This is a genomic window from Pseudonocardia sp. Cha107L01, from assembly GCF_052566575.1.
Genome location: NZ_CP199579.1, coordinates 4,912,174 through 4,932,311, shown reverse-complemented (window position 1 = coordinate 4,932,311; position 20,138 = coordinate 4,912,174). Strand labels below are relative to the sequence as shown.

Sequence of the window (20,138 nt, the reverse complement as noted above, 5' to 3'; positions counted from 1 at the left end):
CCCGATCAGGCCGGCTGGGTAGACGGGTGCCGGACCCCGTGCGCGAGCTCGCCTGCCAGCGCGCGCATCGCCGATTCCCCGACGCCGGCGGCGCTGACCAGCGCGGATCCGACGATCACCGCATCGGCGAAGCCGGCGACGGCGGCGGCCTGCGCACCGGAGCGCACGCCGAGGCCGACGCCGATGGGCAGCGTGGTGTGCGGGCGGGTGCGGGCGACCAGCTCGGCGGCGGCCGGGCCGATCGCGTCCCGGGCACCGGTCACCCCCATCACCGACGCCGCGTAGAGGAAGCCGCTGCTGGCCGCCGAGGTCCGGGCGATGCGCTCCTCGGTCGACGACGGCGCGACCAGGAAGATGCGGTCCAGCCCGTGCGTGGCCGACGCCGCCAGCCAGTCACCGGCCTCGTCCGGGATCAGGTCCGGAGTGATCAACCCCAACCCGCCGGCGGCGGCCAGATCCCGCGCGAAGCGGTCCACCCCGTAGCGGAACACCGGGTTGTAGTACGTCATCACCACGGCACGTCCACCCGCCGCGCTGACCCGCTCCACGACGCTGAACACGTCCCGGATCCGGGTGCCGGCGCGCAGTGCGACATCGGCGGCGGCCTGGATCGTCGGCCCGTCCAGTACCGGGTCGGTGTAGGGCAGCCCCACCTCGACCAGGTCGACGCCGGAGTCGATCAGCGCCGACAGCAGCCGCGCCGAGTCGTCCACCGTCGGGTAGCCGGCGGGCAGGTAGCCGACCAGCGCGGCCCGGTGTTCGGCCCGGCAGTCGGCGAACAGCTCGTCCAGCCCGCTCACGCGCCCTCCTCGCTGAGGCTCGTCGCACACGTGAGCGGAGCCGCTGCTGTGCCCAATGGTGAGCTCGCAAGCTCGCTCACGACGACACCCCGTTGCGCGCGGGCGCCCCGGGGGCCACCGGGCTGTCGGTGGTTCCCGCGATGCCATCGACCTCAGCGACCTCGGCCGCGTCGGCGCCTTCCTCGCGGGTGAGCTTGAACCACGCCGCGGCGGTGTCCATGTCCTTGTCCCCCCGGCCGGACACGTTGATCAGGATGACCGCGTCCGGACCCAGCTCGCGGCCCAGCACGAGCGCGCCGGCCACCGCGTGCGCCGACTCGATCGCCGGGATGATGCCCTCGGTGCGGGCCAGCAGGGCGAACGCGTCCATCGCCTCGGCATCGGTGACCGGTCGGTACTCCGCCCGCCCGATGTCCTTGAGCAGCGAGTGCTCCGGGCCGACCCCCGGGTAGTCCAACCCGGCCGAGATCGAGTGCGACTCCAGCGTCTGGCCCTCGTCGTCCTGCAGCAGGTACGACATGGCCCCGTGCAGCGCGCCCGGGGAGCCCTCGGTCAGCGTCGCGCCGTGCCGCCCGGTCGCCACCCCGTCACCGCCGGGCTCGAAGCCGAACAGCCGCACCCCCGGGTCGTCCAGGAAGGCGTGGAAGATCCCGATCGCGTTCGAACCGCCGCCGACACAGGCCGCGACCGCGGTGGGCAGCCGGCCGCACCGGGCCAGCACCTGCTCGCGCGCCTCCAGCCCGATCACCCGGTGGAAGTCGCGCACCATCACCGGGAACGGGTGCGGGCCGGCGGCGGTGCCCAGCAGGTAGTGGGTGGAGCCCAGGTTCGCCACCCAGTCCCGCAGCGCCTCGTTGATCGCGTCCTTGAGCGTGCGGGACCCGATGGTCACCGAGATCACCCGCGCGCCCAACAGCCGCATCCGGGCCACGTTCAGCGCCTGGCGCCGGGTGTCGACCTCGCCCATGTAGACCACGCAGTCCAGGCCGAGCAGCGCGGCCGCCGTCGCGGTGGCCACCCCGTGCTGGCCCGCGCCGGTCTCCGCGATCACCCGGGTCTTGCCCATCCGCTTCGCCAGCAGTGCCTGACCCAACACGTTATTGATCTTGTGTGAGCCGGTGTGGTTCAGGTCCTCACGCTTGAGCAGCAGCCGGGCCCCACCCGCGTGCTCGCTCAGCTTCGGCGCATCGGACAGCGGCGAGGGCCGGCCGGCGTAGTCGCGCTGCAGCCGGTCCAGCTCGGTCAGGAACTCCGGGTCCACCCGGGCCTTCTCGTAGAACGCGGTCAGCTCGTCCAGCGCCGCGATCAGCGCCTCCGGCACGAACCGCCCGCCGAACCGGCCGAAGTGCCCACCCTCGTCCGGCTCGTGCCCGCTGCGGGTGGAGATCCCGCTGCTCGCGGTTGCCGTCACCACCTCGGACGCACTCACCGGACGGCCCGCGAGCAGGACGGGTGGAACCCCGCCGCCACCAGCTTGGTCACCGCGACCCTCGGGTCGCCACTGGTCACCAGGCCCTCACCGACCAGCACCGCGTCCGCGCCGTAGCCGGCGTAGGTGAGCAGGTCGCCGGGGCCGCGGACACCGGACTCGGCCACTCGCAGCACATCGGCGGGCAGCCCGGGGGCCAGCCGGCCGAACAGGGAGCGGTCCACCTCGAGGGTGTGCAGGTTGCGGGCGTTGACCCCGATCAGCGAGGCGCCGGCCTCCAGGGCCCGGTCCGCCTCCTCCTCGTTGTGCACCTCGACCAGCGCGGTCATCCCGAGCGACTCCACCCGGTCCAGCAGCGAGGCGAACACGTTCTGCTCCAGCGCGGCGACGATCAGCAGCACCAGGTCGGCACCGGCGGCGCGCGCCTCGTGCACCTGGTACGTGCCGACCACGAAGTCCTTGAGCAGAACCGGGACGTTGACGGCGGCGCGGACCGCGACCAGGTCGGCCAGCGAACCGCCGAAGCGGCGCTGCTCGGTGAGCACGCTGATCACCCGGGCACCCCCGGCGGCGTACTGGCTGGCCAACTCGGCCGGATCGGCGATGGGGGCGAGCTCTCCCCGGGACGGGCTGGACCGCTTGACCTCGGCGATCACCCCGATGCCCGGCTCGTTCAGCACGGCCATCACGTCCTTCGGCGGGGGCGCGGCGAGGGACGCTCGCTTCACCTGCTCGAAGGTCACTGACGACTCGCGCTGCGCCAGGTCGACCCGGACACCGTCCAGGATCGAATCCAGAACGCTCATCGGTAGCTCACCGTGCCGTCCATCAAGCCGTCGCGGATGGCTCGCGTGCTCCGCTCAATCACGGAGGCGATCCCCCCTCTCGGGACCGACCGGACCGGTCGGCAGTCGTGGGTGTAGCTGGCGAGGTGGACCTGCAACATGGCGTTCCAGAGAATGCTAACTGCGCGCAATCAGCGCGAGGCCCCAGGGTCGGCCGGCGGACTCTTCAGGGTGGGGTCCTGCCCCGCATCCAGGGCATCCCACCACTGGGTGTCGCGGTCCGGCACCCGTCGCGCGGTCCCCGGGGCGGCGTAGCGCGCGCCCAACCTCGGCATGGCGTCCGCCCAGCACACCAGCCCGACCGCGGCCGCCACGAGCAGCAGCCCGGCGCCGATCCCGACCAGCGGCGCGGCGGTGTGCGCCGGCAACCCGACCGCGACGGCGTCCGCCGGCGGGCCGCTCTCCAGCGCCGTGCCGCTCCCGGCTCGACCGGGCACGGCGTCCCCGGGCACGGCGTCCCCGGGCGCGAGGCTCAGCCACACCGCCCACCCACCGGCCGCGGCGACCAGGACGCCGACCAGCCGCCGCGCCCAGCCCGAGGTCGCCACGATCGCGGCGGCCGCCGCCACCGCCACCAGCGCGATCGCGGCCAGCTCAGGGCGCAGCTGAGCGCCGGTGGCCTGGACGGTCACCGAGCCTCGCAGCGGGCTCTGATAGGCCGCCCGCAGCCACACCAGGCGGGTTGCCAGCCACAGGCCGAAGGCGGCCATGGCCAGCGCCAGCAACGTGACGGCGAGCCGGCGCGCAGGAGTCACCTGCGCTCCGAACGGCGCGCCCCGGGGGGCGGGTCCGCTGACGCCGCCGGGCCGACGCGCGGCTCCGCAAGCGTCGCCACCGAGTCGATACGCGGCTCCGCAAGCGTCGCCACCGAGTCGATGCGCGGCTCCGCAAGCGTCGCCACCGAGTCGATGCGCGGCTCCGCGAGCGTCGCAGCGGTTGCGATCGCGGACAGCACCGCCCGCGCCTTGTTCAGGCACTCGGTGTCCTCGGCGACCGGGTCGGAGTCGGCCACGATGCCGCCGCCGGCCTGCACGTAGGCGGTCCCGTTGCGGACCAGCGCGGTGCGGATCGCGATGGCGGTGTCGGCGTCACCGGCGAAGTCCAGGTAGCCGACGATGCCGCCGTAGAGCCCTCGGCGGGTGGGTTCCAGCTTCTCGATGATCTCCATCGCGCGCGGCTTCGGCGCCCCGGACAGGGTGCCGGCCGGGAAGCAGGCGGTGACCGCGTCGAACGCGTTGCGGCCCTCCGCGAGGCGCCCGGTCACCGTGGACACCAGGTGCATCACGTGCGAGTACCGCTCGACCTGGAAGAAGTTGTGCACCTTGACGGTGCCCGGCGCGCACACCCGGCCGAGATCGTTGCGCCCAAGGTCGACCAGCATCACGTGCTCGGCCCGCTCCTTCTCGTCGGAGCGCAGGTCCTTCTCCAGCAGCAGGTCCTCCTCCTCGGTGGCACCGCGCCACCGGGTGCCCGCGATCGGGTGCGTGGTGGCGTGCCCGTCCCGCACCGTGACCAGCGCCTCCGGGCTGGACCCGACGATGTCGAACCGCTGCCCGCTCGCGTCGGCCAGGCGCAGCAGGTACATGTACGGGCTCGGGTTGGTGGCCCGCAGCACCCGGTAGACCTCGAGCGAGTCGACCGAGATCTCCGCCTCGAAGCGCTGCGAGACGACCACCTGGAAGGCCTCGCCGGCGAGGATCTCCTCCTTCGCCGCGAGCACCGCCGCGCAGTGCTCCTCCAGGCTGCGGCGCCGGATGAAGTTCGGCTGGGCCGGCCGGTAGACCGCCACCGTCGACGGGGCCGCGACGCCCAGCTCGGCGGTCATCCGGTCCAGCCGGGCTACCGCGTCGTCGTACGCGGCGTCCACCCGGTCCGGGCTGTCGTCCCAGTTCACCGCGTTCGCGATGAGCGTCACGGTGCCCTCGTGGTGATCCAGCGCGGCCAGGTCGGTCGCCAGCATCATGACCAGCTCGGGCAGCTTCAGGTCGTCCTCGGCCAAGTTGGGCAACCGCTCCAGCCGGCGCACCACGTCATAGCCCAGGTACCCGACCATGCCCCCGGTCAGCGGCGGCAGCCCGGCCAGCGGCTCGGTGCGCAGCTCCTCGACGCACTGGCGCAGCGCGGTCAGCGGGTCACCGCCGGAGACCATCCCGACCGGCGGCGTACCCAGCCAGGTCGCCTCGCCCCCCACCTCGGTCAGGGTCGCCGCGCAGTGCGCCCCGACGAACGACCAGCGCGACCAGGACCTGCCGTTCTCCGCCGACTCCAGCAGGAACGTGCCCGGTCGGTCGGCCGCGAGCTTGCGGTAGAGCCCGATGGGGGTCTCGTCGTCGGCGAGCAGCCGGCGGGCCACCGGGATCACCCGGTGCCCCTCCGCGAGCTCCCGGAAGGCCTCTCGGGTGGGCGTCACCGCGCCCAGCTCAGCCGTGCCGGTGTACACCGAACTCGCGGTCATGCCGCCCCCGCGACCTCTGCGGTGATACCTGTCATGTCTGCCATTGTGCCGTCCGCCAGTCCGAGCGGGCAGTCGCCTCTGATGTCAGGATGACCGGGTGACCCCACCCGTCCCGGAGCACCCGGCCGCCGGACTCACCGCGCCCCCCGGACGGCGCCGGGGCCGTCGCCCGGCCGGCCAGAACACCCGGGACGCCCTGCTCGGTGCGGCCCGGTCGGAGTTCTCCGAGCGCGGCTACCAGGGCGCCAGGGTGCGGTCCATCGCCACCTCGGCCGGGGTCGACGCGGCGATGGTCAACCACTGGTTCGGCGGCAAGGAGGGGCTGTTCGTCGCCGCGATGGACCTGCCGATCAACCCCGAACAGCTGATCGCCCGCCTCCTGGACGGCGACCTCGCGGACCTCGGCGAGCGGATCGTGCGGACCTTCCTGTCCGTGTGGGACGCGAATGCGGGCGGCGCGTTCGTGGCTCTGCTGCGCAGCGTGGCCACCCACGAGCAGGCGGCCCGGATGATGCGGGAGTTCGTCTCCCAGACACTGTTCGCCAAGCTCGCCGCGGCCGTCGGCCCGGACCGGTCCGACCTGCGGGCGGCGCTGTGCGGCTCTCAGGTGGTGGGCCTCGGCATGGCCCGCTATGTGATCAAACTCGAGCCGCTGGCCTCGGCGGACGTCGCCACGCTGGCCGCCACCATCGGCCCCAACCTGCAGCGCTACCTGACCGAACCGCTGCACTGAGCCGCCGCGCCTTCTCGGGTCGCACAGACCTGGTCCGGCCCGCACAGGCCGTGCAGGGTCTGCGCGGACGGCGGCGGCTCTGTGCGAGCCGCCGTGGCGCGCGTCAGACCGGCTGCTCGGCCAGCAGCAGGTCCGCGTCGAAGCAGGTGTGGTCGCCGGTGTGGCAGGCCGCGCCCTCCTGGTCCACGACCAGCAGCACGGTGTCGCCGTCGCAGTCCAGCCGTACCTCGTGCACCCGCTGCACGTGCCCCGAGGACTCCCCCTTCACCCACAGCCGCTGCCGGCTGCGCGAGAAGTAGGTGCCCTGGCGGGTGGTCAGAGTCCGGTCCAGCGCCTCGTCGTTCATCCACGCCACCATCAGCACCTCGCCGGTGCCGCGCTGCTGGGCCACCGCACAGACCAACCCGTCCGGGTTGCGCTTGAGCCGGGCCGCGATCTCGGGATTCAGACTCACACCATTCACTCCTTGCTCTCCGCGGCACCGCGTCGGCCCACGCCGGACTCCACCCGCTCCGAGGTCGTGTCGGTCTCCCCCCGGGCGGTGCCGGTGTCGGCCGTCAGGTCCGCGGCGTTCGTTGGGTCCGTGTCCGCCTCGCGGTCCGCGCCGGCGGTGTCCGCGCTGTCGGTCTCCCCCCGGGCGGTGCCGGTGTTGGCCGTCAGGTCCGCGGCGTTCGTTGGGTTCGTGTCCGCCTCGCGGTCCGCGCCGGCGGTGTTGGGCGTCGCCGGTTCGGCCGTGTCGCCGCCGGTGGCCGCCTTGCCGTGGGCTTCCTGCTCGCCGTCGGGTGCCGGTCCGGCAGTGTCGCCGTCGGGTGCTGGTCCGGCAGTGTCGCCGTCGGGTGCCGGCGCCGCCGGCTCGGCGGGCTCCGCAACCTCCGCCGACTGCGTCCCGGGGTCGTCGACCGGCGCCGGCCGCTCGACGCCCGCCGCTGTGGCAGCGGCCGCCGGGTCGAGCCGGGGCCAGTCGGCGTCGACCGGGCCGCGGCGTTGCACGGGCAGGGCGGCAAATTCTCCGCCGCGGCCAGCACCGCCGGGCCCGTCACCGTTGAACTCGTCCTCGAACTCGTCGGCGTCCTCGTCGTCGTACTGCTCTTGGGCGCTGAGCGCGAAGAACAGCACCAGGGCGTAGATGTGCGCCGCGGCGAGCAGCGCGGACCAGCCCCGGATCCACCACGCCCCGCTGCGCAGCAGCACCAGCAGGTGCACCACGGCGCCGAAGATGGCCAGTCCCTGTGCCACCGGCCGGATCGCGTACCAGCGGGTGACCAGCGCGCCGGCGATGAGCAGGTCGGCGGCCAGCAGCGCCAGGGGCAGCGTCAACACCTCGATGCCACCCTCGCGGAACAGCCGCACCATCCCGGTGCCGGCGAACGCGACGGCGCCGATGATCAGTACTCCGGCGGCCAGGCGCTCCCGGCCGAGCGCCGCCAGCCGGTTCACCGAACTTCCACCCGCTCCGCGCGAAGCGCCTCCTTGACCTCGCCGATCCGCAGCTGGCCGAAGTGGAACACGCTCGCCGCGAGCACCGCGTCCGCGCCGGCCCGCACCGCGGGGGCGAAGTGCGCCAGGTCCCCGGCGCCACCGCTGGCGATCACCGGCACGTCGACGACAGCACGCACCGCCGCAATCATCTTGAGGTCGAAGCCGGCCCGGGTGCCGTCGGCGTCCATCGAGTTCAGCAGGATCTCGCCGACACCGAGCAACTGTCCGCGCTCTGCCCACTCCACCGCGTCGATGCCGGTGCCCCGGCGACCGCCGTGCGTGGTGACCTCCCAGCCGGAGGGGGTCGGCGCGCTGCCCTCGCGCACCCGCCGGGCGTCCACCGAGAGCACGATGCACTGGGCACCGAACCGACGGCTGGCCTCACCCAACAGCTCCGGGCGGGCGATCGCCGCGGTGTTGATGCTCACCTTGTCCGCGCCGGCGCGCAGCAGCCGGTCCACGTCTTCGGTGGCCCGGATGCCGCCGCCGACGGTCAGCGGGATGAACACCTGCTCGGCGGTCCGCCGGACCACGTCCATCATCGTCGCGCGCTCCCCCGAGGACGCCGTGACGTCGAGGAAGGTGAGTTCGTCGGCGCCCTCGGCGTCGTACACCCGCGCCATCTCGACCGGATCGCCCGCGTCGACCAGGTCAGCGAAGTTGACGCCCTTCACCACCCGGCCGTCGTCCACGTCCAGGCAGGGGATCACTCGCACCGCAACCGCCACGAGTCCAGCCTAAGCGCCCGCTGAGTGGGCCCTGATCCCACCCTTGGTCCGCCGTCGGTCGGGGCACGTCGCCGGCAGCGGCGGCCGTGACGATCACTGGGGCGCTAAGGTTCGCCGGTGGATGAGATTGCCCGGCTCGCTGCCGGCGCATACCTACTGGTGACCACCTTCCGACGGGACGGCCGAGCGGTCCCGACCCCGGTATGGGCCGCCCAGGACGCGGACAGCCTGGTGGTCTGGTCGGCGGCCGACGCCGGCAAGGTCAAACGGATCCGGCGGGACGGCGCCGTCCGGCTGGCCCCGTGCACGGTGCGCGGCGCACCCACCGGCCCTGAGGTGGACGGGTACGCCGAGCTGCTCGACGCCACCGGCTCCGACCGCGCCCGGCGGCTCATCGCCGCCCGCTACGGGTTGCTCGGCCGGGTGGCAATGCTCGGCAGCCGGCTGCGCCGGGGGCCCAGCGGAACCATCGGCATCCGGCTCACCGTGCCCGAGCAACCCGCGGCACCGACCGAGCTGCCCGAACCGACCTGAGCTACCCGAACGACCGGCTCACGCGCCGCCGACCGGCACCGCCTCCGACGGCGAGGACACCGCCCCGACGCCGTCCGCCACCAGACCGTCCAGCGCCGCCGGCAGCGGGGTGCTGTGCAGCACTCCGAGGCGCTGGGTGGCCCTGGTGAGCGCCACGTACAGCTCGGCGGCACCGGAGCGGGAGCCGTCCAGAAGCCGGCCCGGCTCACACAGCAGCACCGCGTCGAACTCCAGCCCCTTGGCGCCGTACGGGGTGAGCACCGACACCGGCCGGCCGAGCCCGTCGGCCAGCGCGGTGCGCAACCGGGCCGGCAGCGGCGTGCCGGACGGGGCGATCACCGCCACGGTGCCCTCCCCGACCTGGTCGGCGAGCTCGCTCACCGCCGCCAGCAGCGCCCCGGCCAGCCCGTTCGACGGGACGGCCTTGGCCCACGGAGCCACCCCGGTCCGGCGCACCGAGGTCGGCGGGCGCAGCGCCGGGTCGACCTCGGCGAGCACATCGGCGGCCACGTCCATGATGTCGGCCGGGGTGCGGTAGTTCACGGTCAGCTGGCGGTACGCCCACCGTTCCGGCACGTGCTTGTCCAGCACCGCCGCCCAGGACCGCACGCCGGCCGGCGACTCGCGCTGGGCCAGGTCGCCCACGATGGTCATCGACTTGGTCGGGCAGCGCCGCATCAGCGCCCGCCAGTCCATGTCGGACAGCTCCTGGGCCTCGTCCACCACGACGTGCCCGTAGGTCCAGTTCCGGTCGGCGGCGGCCCGCTCGGCCAGTCCGCGCAGGTCCTGCTCGACCTGGCGCTCGGCGAGCTGGTCGGCGGCCATCAGGTCGACCGCGCGGAGCACCTCCTCGTCCGGGTCCTCCTCGGTGTCCAGGATCTCCAGCACACCCTCGGCGTAGTCCAGGTGCTCGTCGGGTTCCTCGGCCTCGTCGTCGTCCTCGTCGAGGATCGGCGGGAACTCGGTGCCGTCCGAGCCGATCATGTCCACCGCCTCGTCGAGCAGCGGCACGTCGGACACCGTCCAGGCGTGGCCCCTCGGCCGGTACAGCGCGTCCCGGTCGGTCTCGGACAACGAGGCGGCGGCACTCTCCAGCCGGTCCGGTGAGCTGAGCAGGTCCGCCAGCAGCCGCTGTGGGGTCAGCATCGGCCACAGCTCGTCCAGCGCGTCGGACAGCGCCGAGCTGCCGGCCAGCTCGGCGCGCACGTTGGCGGTGAGTACCTCGGCCAGCCCGTCGTCCTCGGCGGCCTCGCCGAACTCGGCGTCGATCTGCAGGTCCATCCCGTCGCGCTGCTCAGGGTTCAGCCAGCCGGCACCGATCTTGGCTATCGCGCGCAGGGTGAGTGCCTCGATCACATGGTGGTCGAACACCGCCCTGGCCTGGTTGTGCACCAGCCGGCTGGCCCGGGCCGCGTCCCGCGCCGCGCCGCCGACCTCGGCGTCCAGCCAGACGGTGACGTCGTCCAGCGGGATCTCCATCGGCTCGTCCGGGATCCCCTGCCGGTCCAGTACGGCCTGCTCGAGCACCTCGACCATCGCCTCGCCGCCCTTGATGCGGGCGGTCTCCGCGCTGTCCCGCGCCGAGGTGCGCACCCCCGGCAGTAGGTCTCCGGGCGTAGTGAAGACCACGTCTGTCTCGCCGAGTGCCGGCAGCACCCCGCTGACGTAGTCCAGGAATCCGGGGTTGGGGCCGACCAGCAGTACGCCGCTGCGGGCCATCCGCTCGCGGTGGCTGTAGAGCAGGTACGCCACCCGGTGCAGCGCGACGGCGGTCTTGCCGGTGCCGGGGCCGCCCTCGATGACCACCACCCCGGTGTCGCCGAGCCGGATGACCTCGTCCTGGGCGGCCTGGATGGTGGCCACGATGTCGCGCATGCCGTCGGTCCGGGCGGCGTTCACGGCGGCCAGCAACGCCTCGTCCGAGGTGTCCGACTCGGTGCGCGCGTTACCGGCGAACGACTCGTCGTGGTAATCCACCAGAGCGCGGCCCCGGGTGCGGAAATGGCGACGCCGCGAGATGCCCTCCGGATTCGCCCCGGTCGCGGTGTAGAACGGGCGGGCAATCGGCGCCCGCCAGTCGGTGAGCAGCGCGCGCGACTCGTCGTACGAGTCGGTCAGCCCGATGCGGCCGACGTGGAGCGGCCCGTCCCGCTCGGTGTCGATCCGGCCGAAGCACAGCCCGCTGTCCGCCACCCGCAGCCGACGGCGGCGATCGGCCCAGGTGTCGACCGTGGCGTCGCGCAGCCAGCGGGACTCCGGCCCGGTCGCCGACGCGTCCGACATCGCCGCGTCCAGCGCCTTCGACACCCAGACCCGCTCGGCGTCCAACCGCACGTACAACTGGGCCATATAGGCCTGTTCGGCGCGCAATTCCTGCTCATGGTGATTGGTGGACAAGAATTCCCCGCATCTGCTATAATGAGGTCCGATTCCGGCATTCCTATTCAGTGATACAACCTCATTGAATAGTAGCTGCCGGAATTCTTTTTTTCACCTCGCTACGCGCGGGATCTCCGCACCGCCGGGAGCCGCTACGCGTCGGCCACCGCGGCGAGCGCCTCGGGCAGGGTGAACCGGCCGGCGTAGAGCGCCTTGCCGATGATCGTGCCCTCCACCCCGTCGCCGGCCAGCCCGGCCAGCGCGACCAGGTCAGCCACCTCGGACACGCCGCCGGAGGCGATCACCGGCGCGTCGGTGGCCTTGCAGACGTCGCGCAGCAGGTCCAGGTTCGGGCCCCGCAGCGTGCCGTCCTTGCTCACGTCGGTCACCACGTAGCGGGCACAGCCGTCGGCGTCGAGGCGGGACAGCACCTCCCACAGGTCGCCGCCGTCGGTCGTCCAGCCGCGCGCCGCCAGCCGGTGCCCCCGGTCGGTGATCCGCACGTCCAGCCCGACCGCGACCCGGTCGCCGTACTCGGCGATGGCGCTCGCGCACCAGGCCGGGTCCTCCAGCGCGGCGGTCCCCAGGTTCACCCGGGCGCAGCCGGTACCGAGCGCCCGCTTGAGCGACTCGTCGTCGCGGATCCCGCCGGACAGCTCCACCGCGACGTCGAGCCGGCCCACCACGCCGGAGAGCAGCTCGGCGTTCGAACCGCGCCCGAACGCCGCGTCCAGGTCGACCAGGTGGATCCAGTCGGCACCGGCGCGCTGCCAGGCGAGCGCGGCCTCCCACGGGTCGCCGTAGCCGGTCTCGGTGCCAGCGGCACCCTGTACCAGGCGGACGGCCTGTCCGTCGGCCACGTCCACGGCCGGTAACAGTACAAAGCTCACAGCGGGCAGCCTAAGGCATGGGCCATGGGCCGTTCCGCCACGGGACGGGCGTCAGCCGCTGTGGCAGTGGCCGCCCGCCGGTTCGCTCGGCGGCAGGTCCAGCGCCGGGTTGCCGTCGAAGAAGCCGCTCGGCTTGAGCATGAACCCGATGGTGCTCACCGGCATCACCGGCCAGTCCTCCGGCCGCACGATGTGGTGGGCGCCGAAGGTGTACCAGACCACCACGTCGGTGCCGTCGAGCGGACGGTCCGCGGCGGTGTACGCGGGCAGGCCGTCCCCGCCGGGGCTCTGGTACGGGTAGTCACCGGCGGCGAACCGCTGCTCCGGGTCGTACGCGGTGACCCAGAACTGGTGGTCGGTGAACCCCGCCCGTCGCGCGAACACCGCGTCGGGCGAGTACATCGGCGGCACGTTGGCGCCGGGCATCAGCGCGTAGCCGGTCGGCGCGCCGAGGGCGGACTCCTCCGTCGCGCTCTCGATCCGCCAGTACCTGGCGCGGCGGGCGTCGGTGTCCCGCGCCGCCACCGCCTCGCTGGCCAGGACCGTCTTGACCGTCTCCCAGGCGTTGCCGTGCGGGTTGTCCGGGCCGGCCGGGCTGGGTTGGGAGTCGACCTCGACGACCCGGTTCACCGGCCCGTCCACCGCCATGTCCAGGCGCACGCAGAAGAAGTGCTGGTGGTTCGGCCCGTACAGCCCCGGCGCCACCAGCGTGCCGTGCGCGGGTTGCTCACCGACCGGTACGGCGGCGGTGGAGATGACCCCGGTCAGCTTGACCTCGTACTCGATGGTGCCGTCGTTGTAGAGGTACCAGAAGTAGCCGTACTCGTAGTTTCCGACGGTGACGATCGTGGAGATGACCAGGCGGCGGCGCCGGCGCACCTCGACCGCGCCGGTGCGGAAGTCGGTGTGCTTCCAGGCGATGCCGGCGTCCTCCTCGTGCATGCACACCGCGTTCGGGATGGTCACCGCCGCCGCGTCCTGGTCGTTGACCACACCGTCGAAGTAGTGGATGTGCCCGACGCAGTCGCAGCCCAGGGTCAGCGGGTTGGCCAGCCAGCCCACCCCGTACTCGCCCTGGTCGAACACGTTCTTGAACCGGTGGGTGGGCTTCGGGTCGCCGTAGGGCACGTACATCTCGGCCAGCGAGGCGCGGTAGATGACCGGCCGCAGCGCGCCCCGGTCCCGGTAGCCGATCTGGTGCAGCACCAGGCCCTCGCGCGGGGTGAACCCGATCCGCAGCTCCCATTTCTGCCAGCGCACGGCGTGCCCGTCCACCGTGAAGCTGGGCCCGTCCGGCTGGGTGATCTGGATCGGCTTGATGCCGTCGCGGTACCCGTCGAAAGCGGGCACGTTGTCCGGATCGAACTGCCAGGCCGCCTCGTAGTTGCCCGCCATCGGCGGCAGCTCCACCACCCCGTGGTCCTGTACATCGACGACCTCGCCGGCGTCCAGGTCGACAACCACGACCAGGCCCTCCACCGGCCGGGCGTAGCCGTGCTCACCGGGCGCCGAACGCACCCAGGTCAGCGGGCGGGCGATCCGCCGCACCGACGGGTCGTCCTCCGGCCCGGTCCAGCTGGATGCCCACGGGTCGATCATGGCCAGCGAGAAGTCCGTCACCCCGCGCTTGCGCATGCCCTCCTGCCAGCGCGGATCGGCCCGCACGATGTCCTCGCAGGACATGAACTCCTCGGCCATGATCGGCGGCTGCACCCCCGGCACCGCCCGCCACGACACCAGCTCACCGGCGCTCAGCGACACCACCGCCTCGTAGGTGGTGCGCTCAGCACGCTCGTAGACGGTGACCTCGGCCTCCCTGGGCAGGGCCGGCGCCCCCGGTGTCCACGCCAGCACGTCCGCCTTCGCCGGCTCGTGCAGCGTGATGAACACGAACCGGGCCGTCGGAGCCAGCCCCGCCAGCTCGCGGAGCAGCGATCCGGCAGCGGCGATCTCGGCGGCGGACAATGGCTCGAGCGGGTGCGCTGGCGGGCCGACGGGGGCCGCGGTGCTGGTCGGACTGTCGGAGACGGCGGTCATGCTCGGGTTGCTCCTCTGGCTCGGGTGGTCAGTGGGCGGCGTGCTTGGCGGCGTGCACCTCGACGGCGTCGAGCTCGGCAGTGTCGATCTCGGCGAGGGTGAAATGCCCGAGGTCGGCGTACCGCGCCGGCGCCCGGGTGCGCATCACGACGGCGATCACCACACCGGCCACGAACATCGCCACCACCATCCAGGGCAGCAGCGTGATGAACGGGACGTCGGTCGCACCGGCCAGGGTCGTCCGGTTGCTGACCAGCAGGTAGCAGGCGCCGACCATGGCCACACAGCCGAGTATCGGCGCAACGAGCGTGCTCCACCAGCGGAAATCGTCCCGCGCGGTGGTCAGGAAGTAGCGGATGATCGCCACGCAGACCAATGCCTGCACGGCCAGGATGCCCAGCACGCCGAGCAGCGGCGACCAGGTGCCCAGCTTGAGCAGCGCGCCCTCGGTGCTCGGGTCGTAGATCACGAAGCCCAGTACGAACAGCGCCACCAGAATGGTCACCGTCATCGACGCGGTCGCCGGGCTGTGGTGCTTGGAGGTACTCGCCAGCCTGCCCGGCAGTACCCCCTCCCTGCCCAGCGCGAACAGGTAGCGGGCGCTGGTGTTGTAGAACGCCATCGCGCAGGCGAACGAGCTGGTGATGGCCAGCAGCTGGATGATCACCGTCAGCGGGTGTCCGACAAAGCGGTCCGAGAGCGGGTAGAACGCCGAGGCGTAGGCCCCGCTGAACTGGTCGGACACCGCCTTGACCGCGCCCTCCAGGCCCCAGCCGGTGATGTACGCGTACGAGATGAACATGTAGAACAGGCCCAGCCCGATCACCGAACCGTAGGTGGCGATCTTGGCGATCCGGTTCGGGTCGCGCGACTCCTCGGCGTAGTTCGGCGCCATCTCGAAGCCGACCCAGGACCAGAACGCCGCGAACAGCGCCACCCCGGAGGCGGCCGCGCCGAACACCTTGATCGCAGCCGGGTTGCCGAACACCTCGGCCGGGTTGAAGGGCGCGGCGGAGAAGCCCTCGGCGCCGCCGTGCCCGAGCACCGCGACCCCCAGCACGAGCAGTGCGAGCACTTCGGCCACCAGGCTGACCCCGAGGACCTTTGCGGTGAGCTCGACATGGAACCAGGCCAGCGCGCTCATGGCCGCAAGCCCGATGACCATGTAGAACCAGGCCGGCAGCTCGATGCCGGTCCAGGTCTTGACGCTGGTGGCGGCGAAGTAGCCCATCACGCCGATCACCGACGCGGAGAAGATGATGTAGCAGAGCCCGATCAGGAGCCCCGAGCCGACACCGACGACCCGGCCGAGCCCCCGGCTGATGAACGTGTAGAAACCGCCGGCCGAGGTGACCCGGCGGCTCATCGCGATATAGCCGACCGAGAAGATCGTCAGCGCCACGGTGGCGATCAGGAACGCGGCCGGAGCGGCGTAGCCGCCGCCCTGCACGGCGACGGGGACGTTGAACAGCATCGCGGTGAGCGGGGCGGCACCGGTGACGATGCAGAACAGCACGGACGGCAGGCCCAGCGCCTGGCCGGCCAGCTGACCGGTCTGGCGGGGCGCCACCTCGGTCGCGGCACCGCCGCCGCCGGCGTTGCCGCCGGGCGGGAGGATCACTTCGGTCATTTCGGCTCCACGGGGTGCTCGATGCGCGTTCGGGGGTCCCTGTTCGGCCCCGATTCTCTGCACCAGGTGTGACGTCGAAATCACGAACGGGTGACCGCTGTCGGCTGTTCGTGTTCAAGCTGAGAATTTACCGGTCATCTGCCAGAAACAAGCCGGCGGCAACTGTCGGCCGCCGCGGCGCTCGCTAGCCCACGACCTCGCGGAGCCAGTTGCGCAGTACGGTGGCGCCGGCGTCGCCGGACTTCTCCGGGTGGAACTGGGTTGCGGCAAGGGCGCCGTTCTCCACCGCGGCCACGAAGTCCTCGCCGTGGTTCGCCCAGGTGACCAGCGGCGGGCGGAACGGCTCCTCCGGCTGCAGTTCCCAGCGCCGCACGGCGTAGGAGTGGACGAAGTAGAACCGGGTGTCGGCGTCCAGCCCGGCGAACAGTGTCGAGTTCGCCGGCGGCCGCACGGTGTTCCAGCCCATGTGCGGGAGCACCGGCGCGGTGAGCCGCTCCACCGTGCCCGGCCACTGCCCGCACCCCTCGGTGCGCTCCCCGTGCTCGACGCCCAGCTCGAAGAGCACCTGCATGCCCACGCAGATACCCAGTACCGGCCGCCCGCCGGCGAGCCGGTGGTCGATGATCTTCTCGCCGCCGGCAGCGCGCAGCCCCTCCATGCAGGCCGCGAACGCGCCGACACCCGGCACCACCAGCCCGTCGGCCTCCATCGCCGCGTCGGCGTCGGCGGTCACCGTGACGTCGGCACCGACCCGGCGCAGCGCCCGCTCGGCGGAGCGGAGGTTGCCCGAGCCGTAGTCCAGTACGACGATCCTCGACACGACCGCCAGGTTACCGTCCCTCGGGTCAGAGCACGCCCTTGGTGGAGGGGATGCCGGTGATCCGGTCGTCGGGGGCGACCGCGGCGCGCAGGGCCCGGCCGACCGCCTTGAACTGGGCCTCGGTGATGTGGTGCGGATCCCGGCCGGCGAGCACCCGCACGTGCAGCGCGAGCTCGGCGTGGAAGGCCAGCGACTCGAACACGTGCCGGTTCAGCACGGTCGGGTAGTGCCCGCCGATCACGAACCCGGCCATCGACTCGGGCTCGCCGGTGTGCACGCAGTACGGCCGGCCGGAGACGTCCACCACGGCCTGGGCCAGCGACTCGTCCATGGGGATCCAGGCGTCGCCGAAGCGGCGGATGCCGGCCTTCTCGCCCAGCGCGGCGAGCACCGCCTGGCCGAGCACGATGGATACGTCCTCCACGGTGTGGTGCACGTCGATCTCGAGGTCGCCGGTCGCCCGCACCCCCAGGTCCAGCGCGCCGTGCTTGCCCAGCGCGGTCAGCATGTGGTCGAAGAACGGCACCCCGGTGCTGATCTCGGTGCGCCCGGTGCCGTCGAGGTCCAGCTCGACCAGTACCGAGGACTCCTTGGTAATCCGTTCCACCCGCCCGGTGCGAGTGCCTTCGACCTTCACGATGCAATCTCCTTGGCAACCTGCAGAAAGACGTCATTCTCCTCGGGGGCACCGATGCTCACCCTCAGATGCGCCGGGATGCCCACATCCCGGATCAGCACGCCACGGTCCAGGAAAGCACGCCAACTCGCTGTTGCGTCAGGAAACCGGCCAAACAACACAAAGTTCGCATCGCTCGGCACCACGTGGTAACCCATTGCGGCTAGCGCCGGTACCACCCGGTCCCGCTCGGCGCGCAGCACCGCCACCAGGCCCAATGTCGCCTCGGCGTGCCGCAGCGCCGCGCTGGCGGCCGCCTGGGTCAGTGTCGAGAGGTGATACGGCAGCCGGACCAGTTGCAGCGCGTCGACCACCGCCGGGGCGGCGGCCAGGTAGCCGAGCCGGCCGCCGGCGAACGCGAACGCCTTGCTCATGGTGCGGCTGACGATCAGCTTGTGGCCGTGGTCCGCGAGCAGGGACACCGCACTGGGCCGGTCGGAGAACTCCGCGTACGCCTCGTCCACCACGATCATGCCGGGCGCGGCGTCGATCAGCTGGGCCAGCTCGTCCGGCTCGATGGAGCCGCCGGTCGGGTTGTTCGGGCTGGTGACGAACGCCAGGTCGGGTGCCTTCTCGGCGAGCAGCGCGGCGGCGGCCGGCACGTCCAGGGTGAAGTCGTCCCGGCGCGGGGCGGCCAACCACTCGGTGCGGGTGCCGGAGGCGATGATCGGGTGCATCGAGTACGACGGCTCGAAGCCCACCGCGGTGCGCCCGGGGCCGCCGAACGCCTGCAGCACCTGCTGCAGGATCTCGTTGCTGCCGTTGGCGGCCCACAGGTTGCTCGTGTGCAGCTCGACCCCGGTGGCACGGCTGAAGTACTCGGCTAGCTCGGTGCGCAGCGCCACCGCGTCCCGGTCCGGGTAGCGGTGCAGCTCGGCGGCCACCCGCCCGACCTCGCGGGTCAGCTCCGCGACCAGCTCGGGCGGCGGCGGGAAGGGATTCTCGTTGGTGTTCAGCCGGATCGGCACGTCCAGCTGTGGGGCGCCGTACGGGCTGCGCCCGCGCAGGTCCTCGCGCAGCGGCAGGTCGGCCAGGGTGACGTCGGCTCCGGGCACGCTCATGCGCCGGACCTGCTCGCGAAACGGGCGCTCACGGCCTGGCCGTGCGCCGGCAGGTCCTCGGCGGTGGCCAGTGTGATCACCTGGTCGGCCACCTCGCGCAGCGCGTCCTCGGAGTACTCGATGAGGTGGATCCCGCGCAGGAAGGTCTGCACGCTCAGGCCGCCGGAGTGCCGGGCGCAGCCGCCGGTGGGCAGTACGTGGTTGGAGCCGGCGCAGTAGTCGCCGAGGGATACCGGCGCCCACGGCCCGACGAAGATCGCGCCCGCGTTGCGCACCGTCCTGGCGACCTCGGCGGCGCGCACGGTCTGGATCTCCAGGTGCTCCGCCGCGTAGGCGTCCACCACCGTGACACCGTCCTTGACGCCGGCGACCAGGACGGTGCCCGACTGCCGGCCGGTCAGCGCCGTGCCGATCCGCTCGGTGTGTTTGGTGGCCGCGACCTGTCGCACCAGCTCGGCGTCGACCGCGTCGGCCAGCTCGGTCGAGTCGGTGACCAGCACCGATGCGGCCTGTGGGTCGTGCTCGGCCTGGCTGATCAGGTCGGCGGCCACGTGCACCGGGTCGGCGGTGTGGTCGGCCAGGATGGCGATCTCGGTGGGCCCGGCCTCCGCGTCGATCCCGATCATCCCGCGCAGCAGCCGCTTCGCCGCGGTGGTGTAGATGTTTCCCGGGCCGGTCACCACGTCGACCGGCTCGAGCTCGGCGCCGTCGGAGTCGATGCCCCCGTAGGCGAGCAGCGCGACCGCCTGCGCGCCGCCGACCGCCCATACCTCGTCGACGTCGAGCATCGCGGCGGCGGCCAGGATCGTCGGGTGCGGCAGGCCGCCGTGCTCGGACTGCGGCGGCGAGCACACCACCAGCGACTCCACCCCGGCCGCCTGCGCCGGGACCACGTTCATCACCACGCTGGACGGGTACACCGCGAGCCCGCCGGGCGCGTACAGCCCGACCCGGCGGACCGGCACGAACCGCTCGGTGACGGTGCCGCCGGTGGTCACCTTGGTGACCACCTCCTCGCGGCGCTGGTCGGCGTGCACCAGCCGGGCCCGGTCGATCGAGGTCTGCAGCGCGTCGCGCACCGCGGGCTCGAGCTCGCGCAGCGCACGGGCCAGCTCGGCGACCGGCACCCGCACCGAGGCGGGGCGGACCTTGTCGAACCGCTCGGCGAAGTCCATCACCGCGTCGACGCCGCGCTCGGCCACCTCGGCCACGATCGGCCGCACCCGGTCGAGGACCGCGTCCACGTCCACGTCGGCTCGGGGCAGCAGCGCGCGCAGCGCCGCGGTCGGCGGCAGGCCGTCGCGCAGGTCGATCCGGGTCAGCATGCCTTGAATTCTAGAAGGCGCCCGCGACCGGCTTGTGCGCCTCTCCGGTCTCCGCCCCGGTGGGTGTCCGCCGAACAAGGCGCAGCCCGAGCCCGGGCCGGCGCCGAGATCGACAGTAGGGCTGGGATTTTCAAGATCGAACGACCCTGGCGTCGATCTCCGGCGAGACCTGCGCGCTCACCGAGATCGACGCTGCTGGGTATACCTACGGGCCGGCCAGAACATGCCTGGTGTTACCACTGCCGGTTGGTGACCGGGGCGTCACCAGCTCCGGGTGGGTGCGGGTGCGCAGTCTCACCTGCTGGCCCGCTGGCCTG

18 protein-coding genes are annotated in these 20,138 nt (G+C 72.6%); 2 read left to right on the top strand and 16 right to left on the bottom strand.

Annotated features, from left to right (window positions below):
- Positions 1-5 precede the first annotated feature (5 nt).
- The 5 genes from trpA to ACTXG6_RS23135 all read right to left on the bottom strand — a co-directional run bounded on the left by trpA (position 6) and on the right by ACTXG6_RS23135 (position 5,529).
- Positions 6-800: a tryptophan synthase subunit alpha gene (gene trpA / locus ACTXG6_RS23155; protein ID WP_445181451.1), complete on the bottom strand. Its 795-nt coding sequence runs from the start codon at positions 798-800 to the stop codon at positions 6-8.
- A 76-nt stretch (positions 801-876) separates the two neighbouring features.
- Positions 877-2,229: a tryptophan synthase subunit beta gene (gene trpB / locus ACTXG6_RS23150; protein WP_445181450.1), complete on the bottom strand. Its 1,353-nt coding sequence runs from the start codon at positions 2,227-2,229 to the stop codon at positions 877-879.
- The gene (gene trpC, locus ACTXG6_RS23145) at positions 2,226-3,035 is read right to left on the bottom strand and encodes an indole-3-glycerol phosphate synthase TrpC (RefSeq protein ID WP_445189889.1); all 810 of its coding nucleotides are present in this window, start codon (positions 3,033-3,035) and stop codon (positions 2,226-2,228) included. Before trpC ends, trpB begins: the two co-directional genes overlap by 4 nt.
- Before the next feature lie 170 nt (positions 3,036-3,205).
- Positions 3,206-3,829: a Trp biosynthesis-associated membrane protein gene (locus tag ACTXG6_RS23140; RefSeq protein ID WP_445189888.1), complete on the bottom strand. Its 624-nt coding sequence runs from the start codon at positions 3,827-3,829 to the stop codon at positions 3,206-3,208.
- Positions 3,826-5,529, bottom strand: coding sequence for an anthranilate synthase component I (locus tag ACTXG6_RS23135; RefSeq protein ID WP_445189887.1), 1,704 nt, complete (start codon positions 5,527-5,529; stop codon positions 3,826-3,828). Before ACTXG6_RS23135 ends, ACTXG6_RS23140 begins: the two co-directional genes overlap by 4 nt.
- 97 nt (positions 5,530-5,626) lie before the next feature.
- Between ACTXG6_RS23135 and ACTXG6_RS23130 the strand changes: the two genes are divergently transcribed.
- A complete protein-coding gene (locus ACTXG6_RS23130; RefSeq protein WP_445189886.1) occupies positions 5,627-6,262 on the top strand; it encodes a TetR/AcrR family transcriptional regulator in 636 nt (211 codons plus the stop codon).
- A 103-nt stretch (positions 6,263-6,365) separates the two neighbouring features.
- Here ACTXG6_RS23130 and hisI read toward each other — a convergent pair whose 3' ends face one another.
- From hisI to hisF, 3 genes are read right to left on the bottom strand one after another with little or no spacing between them, the layout of a single operon-like run.
- Positions 6,366-6,716 (bottom strand): phosphoribosyl-AMP cyclohydrolase, encoded by a 351-nt coding sequence (gene hisI, locus ACTXG6_RS23125; RefSeq protein WP_445189885.1) that lies wholly within the window; start codon positions 6,714-6,716, stop codon positions 6,366-6,368.
- Positions 6,717-6,721: 5 nt separating this feature from the next.
- Positions 6,722-7,699: a hypothetical protein gene (locus ACTXG6_RS23120; RefSeq protein WP_445189884.1), complete on the bottom strand. Its 978-nt coding sequence runs from the start codon at positions 7,697-7,699 to the stop codon at positions 6,722-6,724.
- Positions 7,696-8,469: an imidazole glycerol phosphate synthase subunit HisF gene (gene hisF, locus ACTXG6_RS23115; protein WP_445189883.1), complete on the bottom strand. Its 774-nt coding sequence runs from the start codon at positions 8,467-8,469 to the stop codon at positions 7,696-7,698. The genes ACTXG6_RS23120 and hisF overlap by 4 nt, the downstream gene beginning before the upstream one ends.
- Positions 8,470-8,586: 117 nt before the next feature.
- On the opposite strand from hisF, the gene ACTXG6_RS23110 reads away from it, so the two are divergent.
- Positions 8,587-9,003 carry a PPOX class F420-dependent oxidoreductase gene (locus tag ACTXG6_RS23110; RefSeq protein ID WP_445189882.1) on the top strand — a complete coding sequence of 139 codons (417 nt, stop codon included), beginning with the start codon at positions 8,587-8,589 and terminating at the stop codon, positions 9,001-9,003.
- A gap of 18 nt (positions 9,004-9,021) precedes the next feature.
- On the opposite strand, the gene ACTXG6_RS23105 is transcribed toward ACTXG6_RS23110, so the two are convergent.
- From ACTXG6_RS23105 to hisD, 8 genes are all read right to left on the bottom strand, one after another.
- On the bottom strand, positions 9,022-11,352 hold the full coding sequence (locus ACTXG6_RS23105) for a helicase (RefSeq protein WP_445189881.1): 2,331 nt from the start codon (positions 11,350-11,352) through the stop codon (positions 9,022-9,024).
- A gap of 182 nt (positions 11,353-11,534) precedes the next feature.
- Positions 11,535-12,272 (bottom strand): bifunctional 1-(5-phosphoribosyl)-5-((5-phosphoribosylamino)methylideneamino)imidazole-4-carboxamide isomerase/phosphoribosylanthranilate isomerase PriA, encoded by a 738-nt coding sequence (gene priA, locus ACTXG6_RS23100; RefSeq protein ID WP_445189880.1) that lies wholly within the window; start codon positions 12,270-12,272, stop codon positions 11,535-11,537.
- Between the two features lie 51 nt (positions 12,273-12,323).
- Positions 12,324-14,309 carry a primary-amine oxidase gene (locus ACTXG6_RS23095; protein ID WP_445189879.1) on the bottom strand — a complete coding sequence of 662 codons (1,986 nt, stop codon included), beginning with the start codon at positions 14,307-14,309 and terminating at the stop codon, positions 12,324-12,326.
- 28 nt (positions 14,310-14,337) lie between these two features.
- Complete coding sequence (locus ACTXG6_RS23090; protein ID WP_445189878.1) at positions 14,338-15,939, bottom strand: APC family permease; 1,602 nt, start codon at positions 15,937-15,939, stop codon at positions 14,338-14,340.
- 184 nt (positions 15,940-16,123) lie between these two features.
- The gene (hisH, locus tag ACTXG6_RS23085; protein ID WP_445189877.1) at positions 16,124-16,759 is read right to left on the bottom strand and encodes an imidazole glycerol phosphate synthase subunit HisH; all 636 of its coding nucleotides are present in this window, start codon (positions 16,757-16,759) and stop codon (positions 16,124-16,126) included.
- Positions 16,760-16,784: 25 nt separating this feature from the next.
- Positions 16,785-17,396 (bottom strand): imidazoleglycerol-phosphate dehydratase HisB, encoded by a 612-nt coding sequence (gene hisB, locus ACTXG6_RS23080; protein ID WP_445189876.1) that lies wholly within the window; start codon positions 17,394-17,396, stop codon positions 16,785-16,787.
- Positions 17,393-18,496, bottom strand: coding sequence for a histidinol-phosphate transaminase (locus ACTXG6_RS23075; protein WP_445189875.1), 1,104 nt, complete (start codon positions 18,494-18,496; stop codon positions 17,393-17,395). The genes hisB and ACTXG6_RS23075 overlap by 4 nt, the downstream gene beginning before the upstream one ends.
- Positions 18,493-19,821, bottom strand: a complete 1,329-nt coding sequence (gene hisD / locus ACTXG6_RS23070) for a histidinol dehydrogenase (RefSeq protein WP_445189874.1) — start codon at positions 19,819-19,821, stop codon at positions 18,493-18,495. Before hisD ends, ACTXG6_RS23075 begins: the two co-directional genes overlap by 4 nt.
- Positions 19,822-20,138: the final 317 nt, after the last annotated feature.

Coding starts and splice junctions, on each gene's coding strand:
- ACTXG6_RS23095 (WP_445189879.1), bottom strand. CDS start 14,309: ATGACCGCCGTCTCCGACAGTCCGACCAGCACCGCGGCCCCCGTCGGC.
- ACTXG6_RS23135 (WP_445189887.1), bottom strand. CDS start 5,529: ATGACCGCGAGTTCGGTGTACACCGGCACGGCTGAGCTGGGCGCGGTG.
- ACTXG6_RS23075 (WP_445189875.1), bottom strand. CDS start 18,496: ATGAGCGTGCCCGGAGCCGACGTCACCCTGGCCGACCTGCCGCTGCGC.
- ACTXG6_RS23105 (WP_445189881.1), bottom strand. CDS start 11,352: ATGGCCCAGTTGTACGTGCGGTTGGACGCCGAGCGGGTCTGGGTGTCG.
- hisD (WP_445189874.1), bottom strand. CDS start 19,821: ATGCTGACCCGGATCGACCTGCGCGACGGCCTGCCGCCGACCGCGGCG.
- trpC (WP_445189889.1), bottom strand. CDS start 3,035: ATGAGCGTTCTGGATTCGATCCTGGACGGTGTCCGGGTCGACCTGGCG.
- ACTXG6_RS23090 (WP_445189878.1), bottom strand. CDS start 15,939: ATGACCGAAGTGATCCTCCCGCCCGGCGGCAACGCCGGCGGCGGCGGT.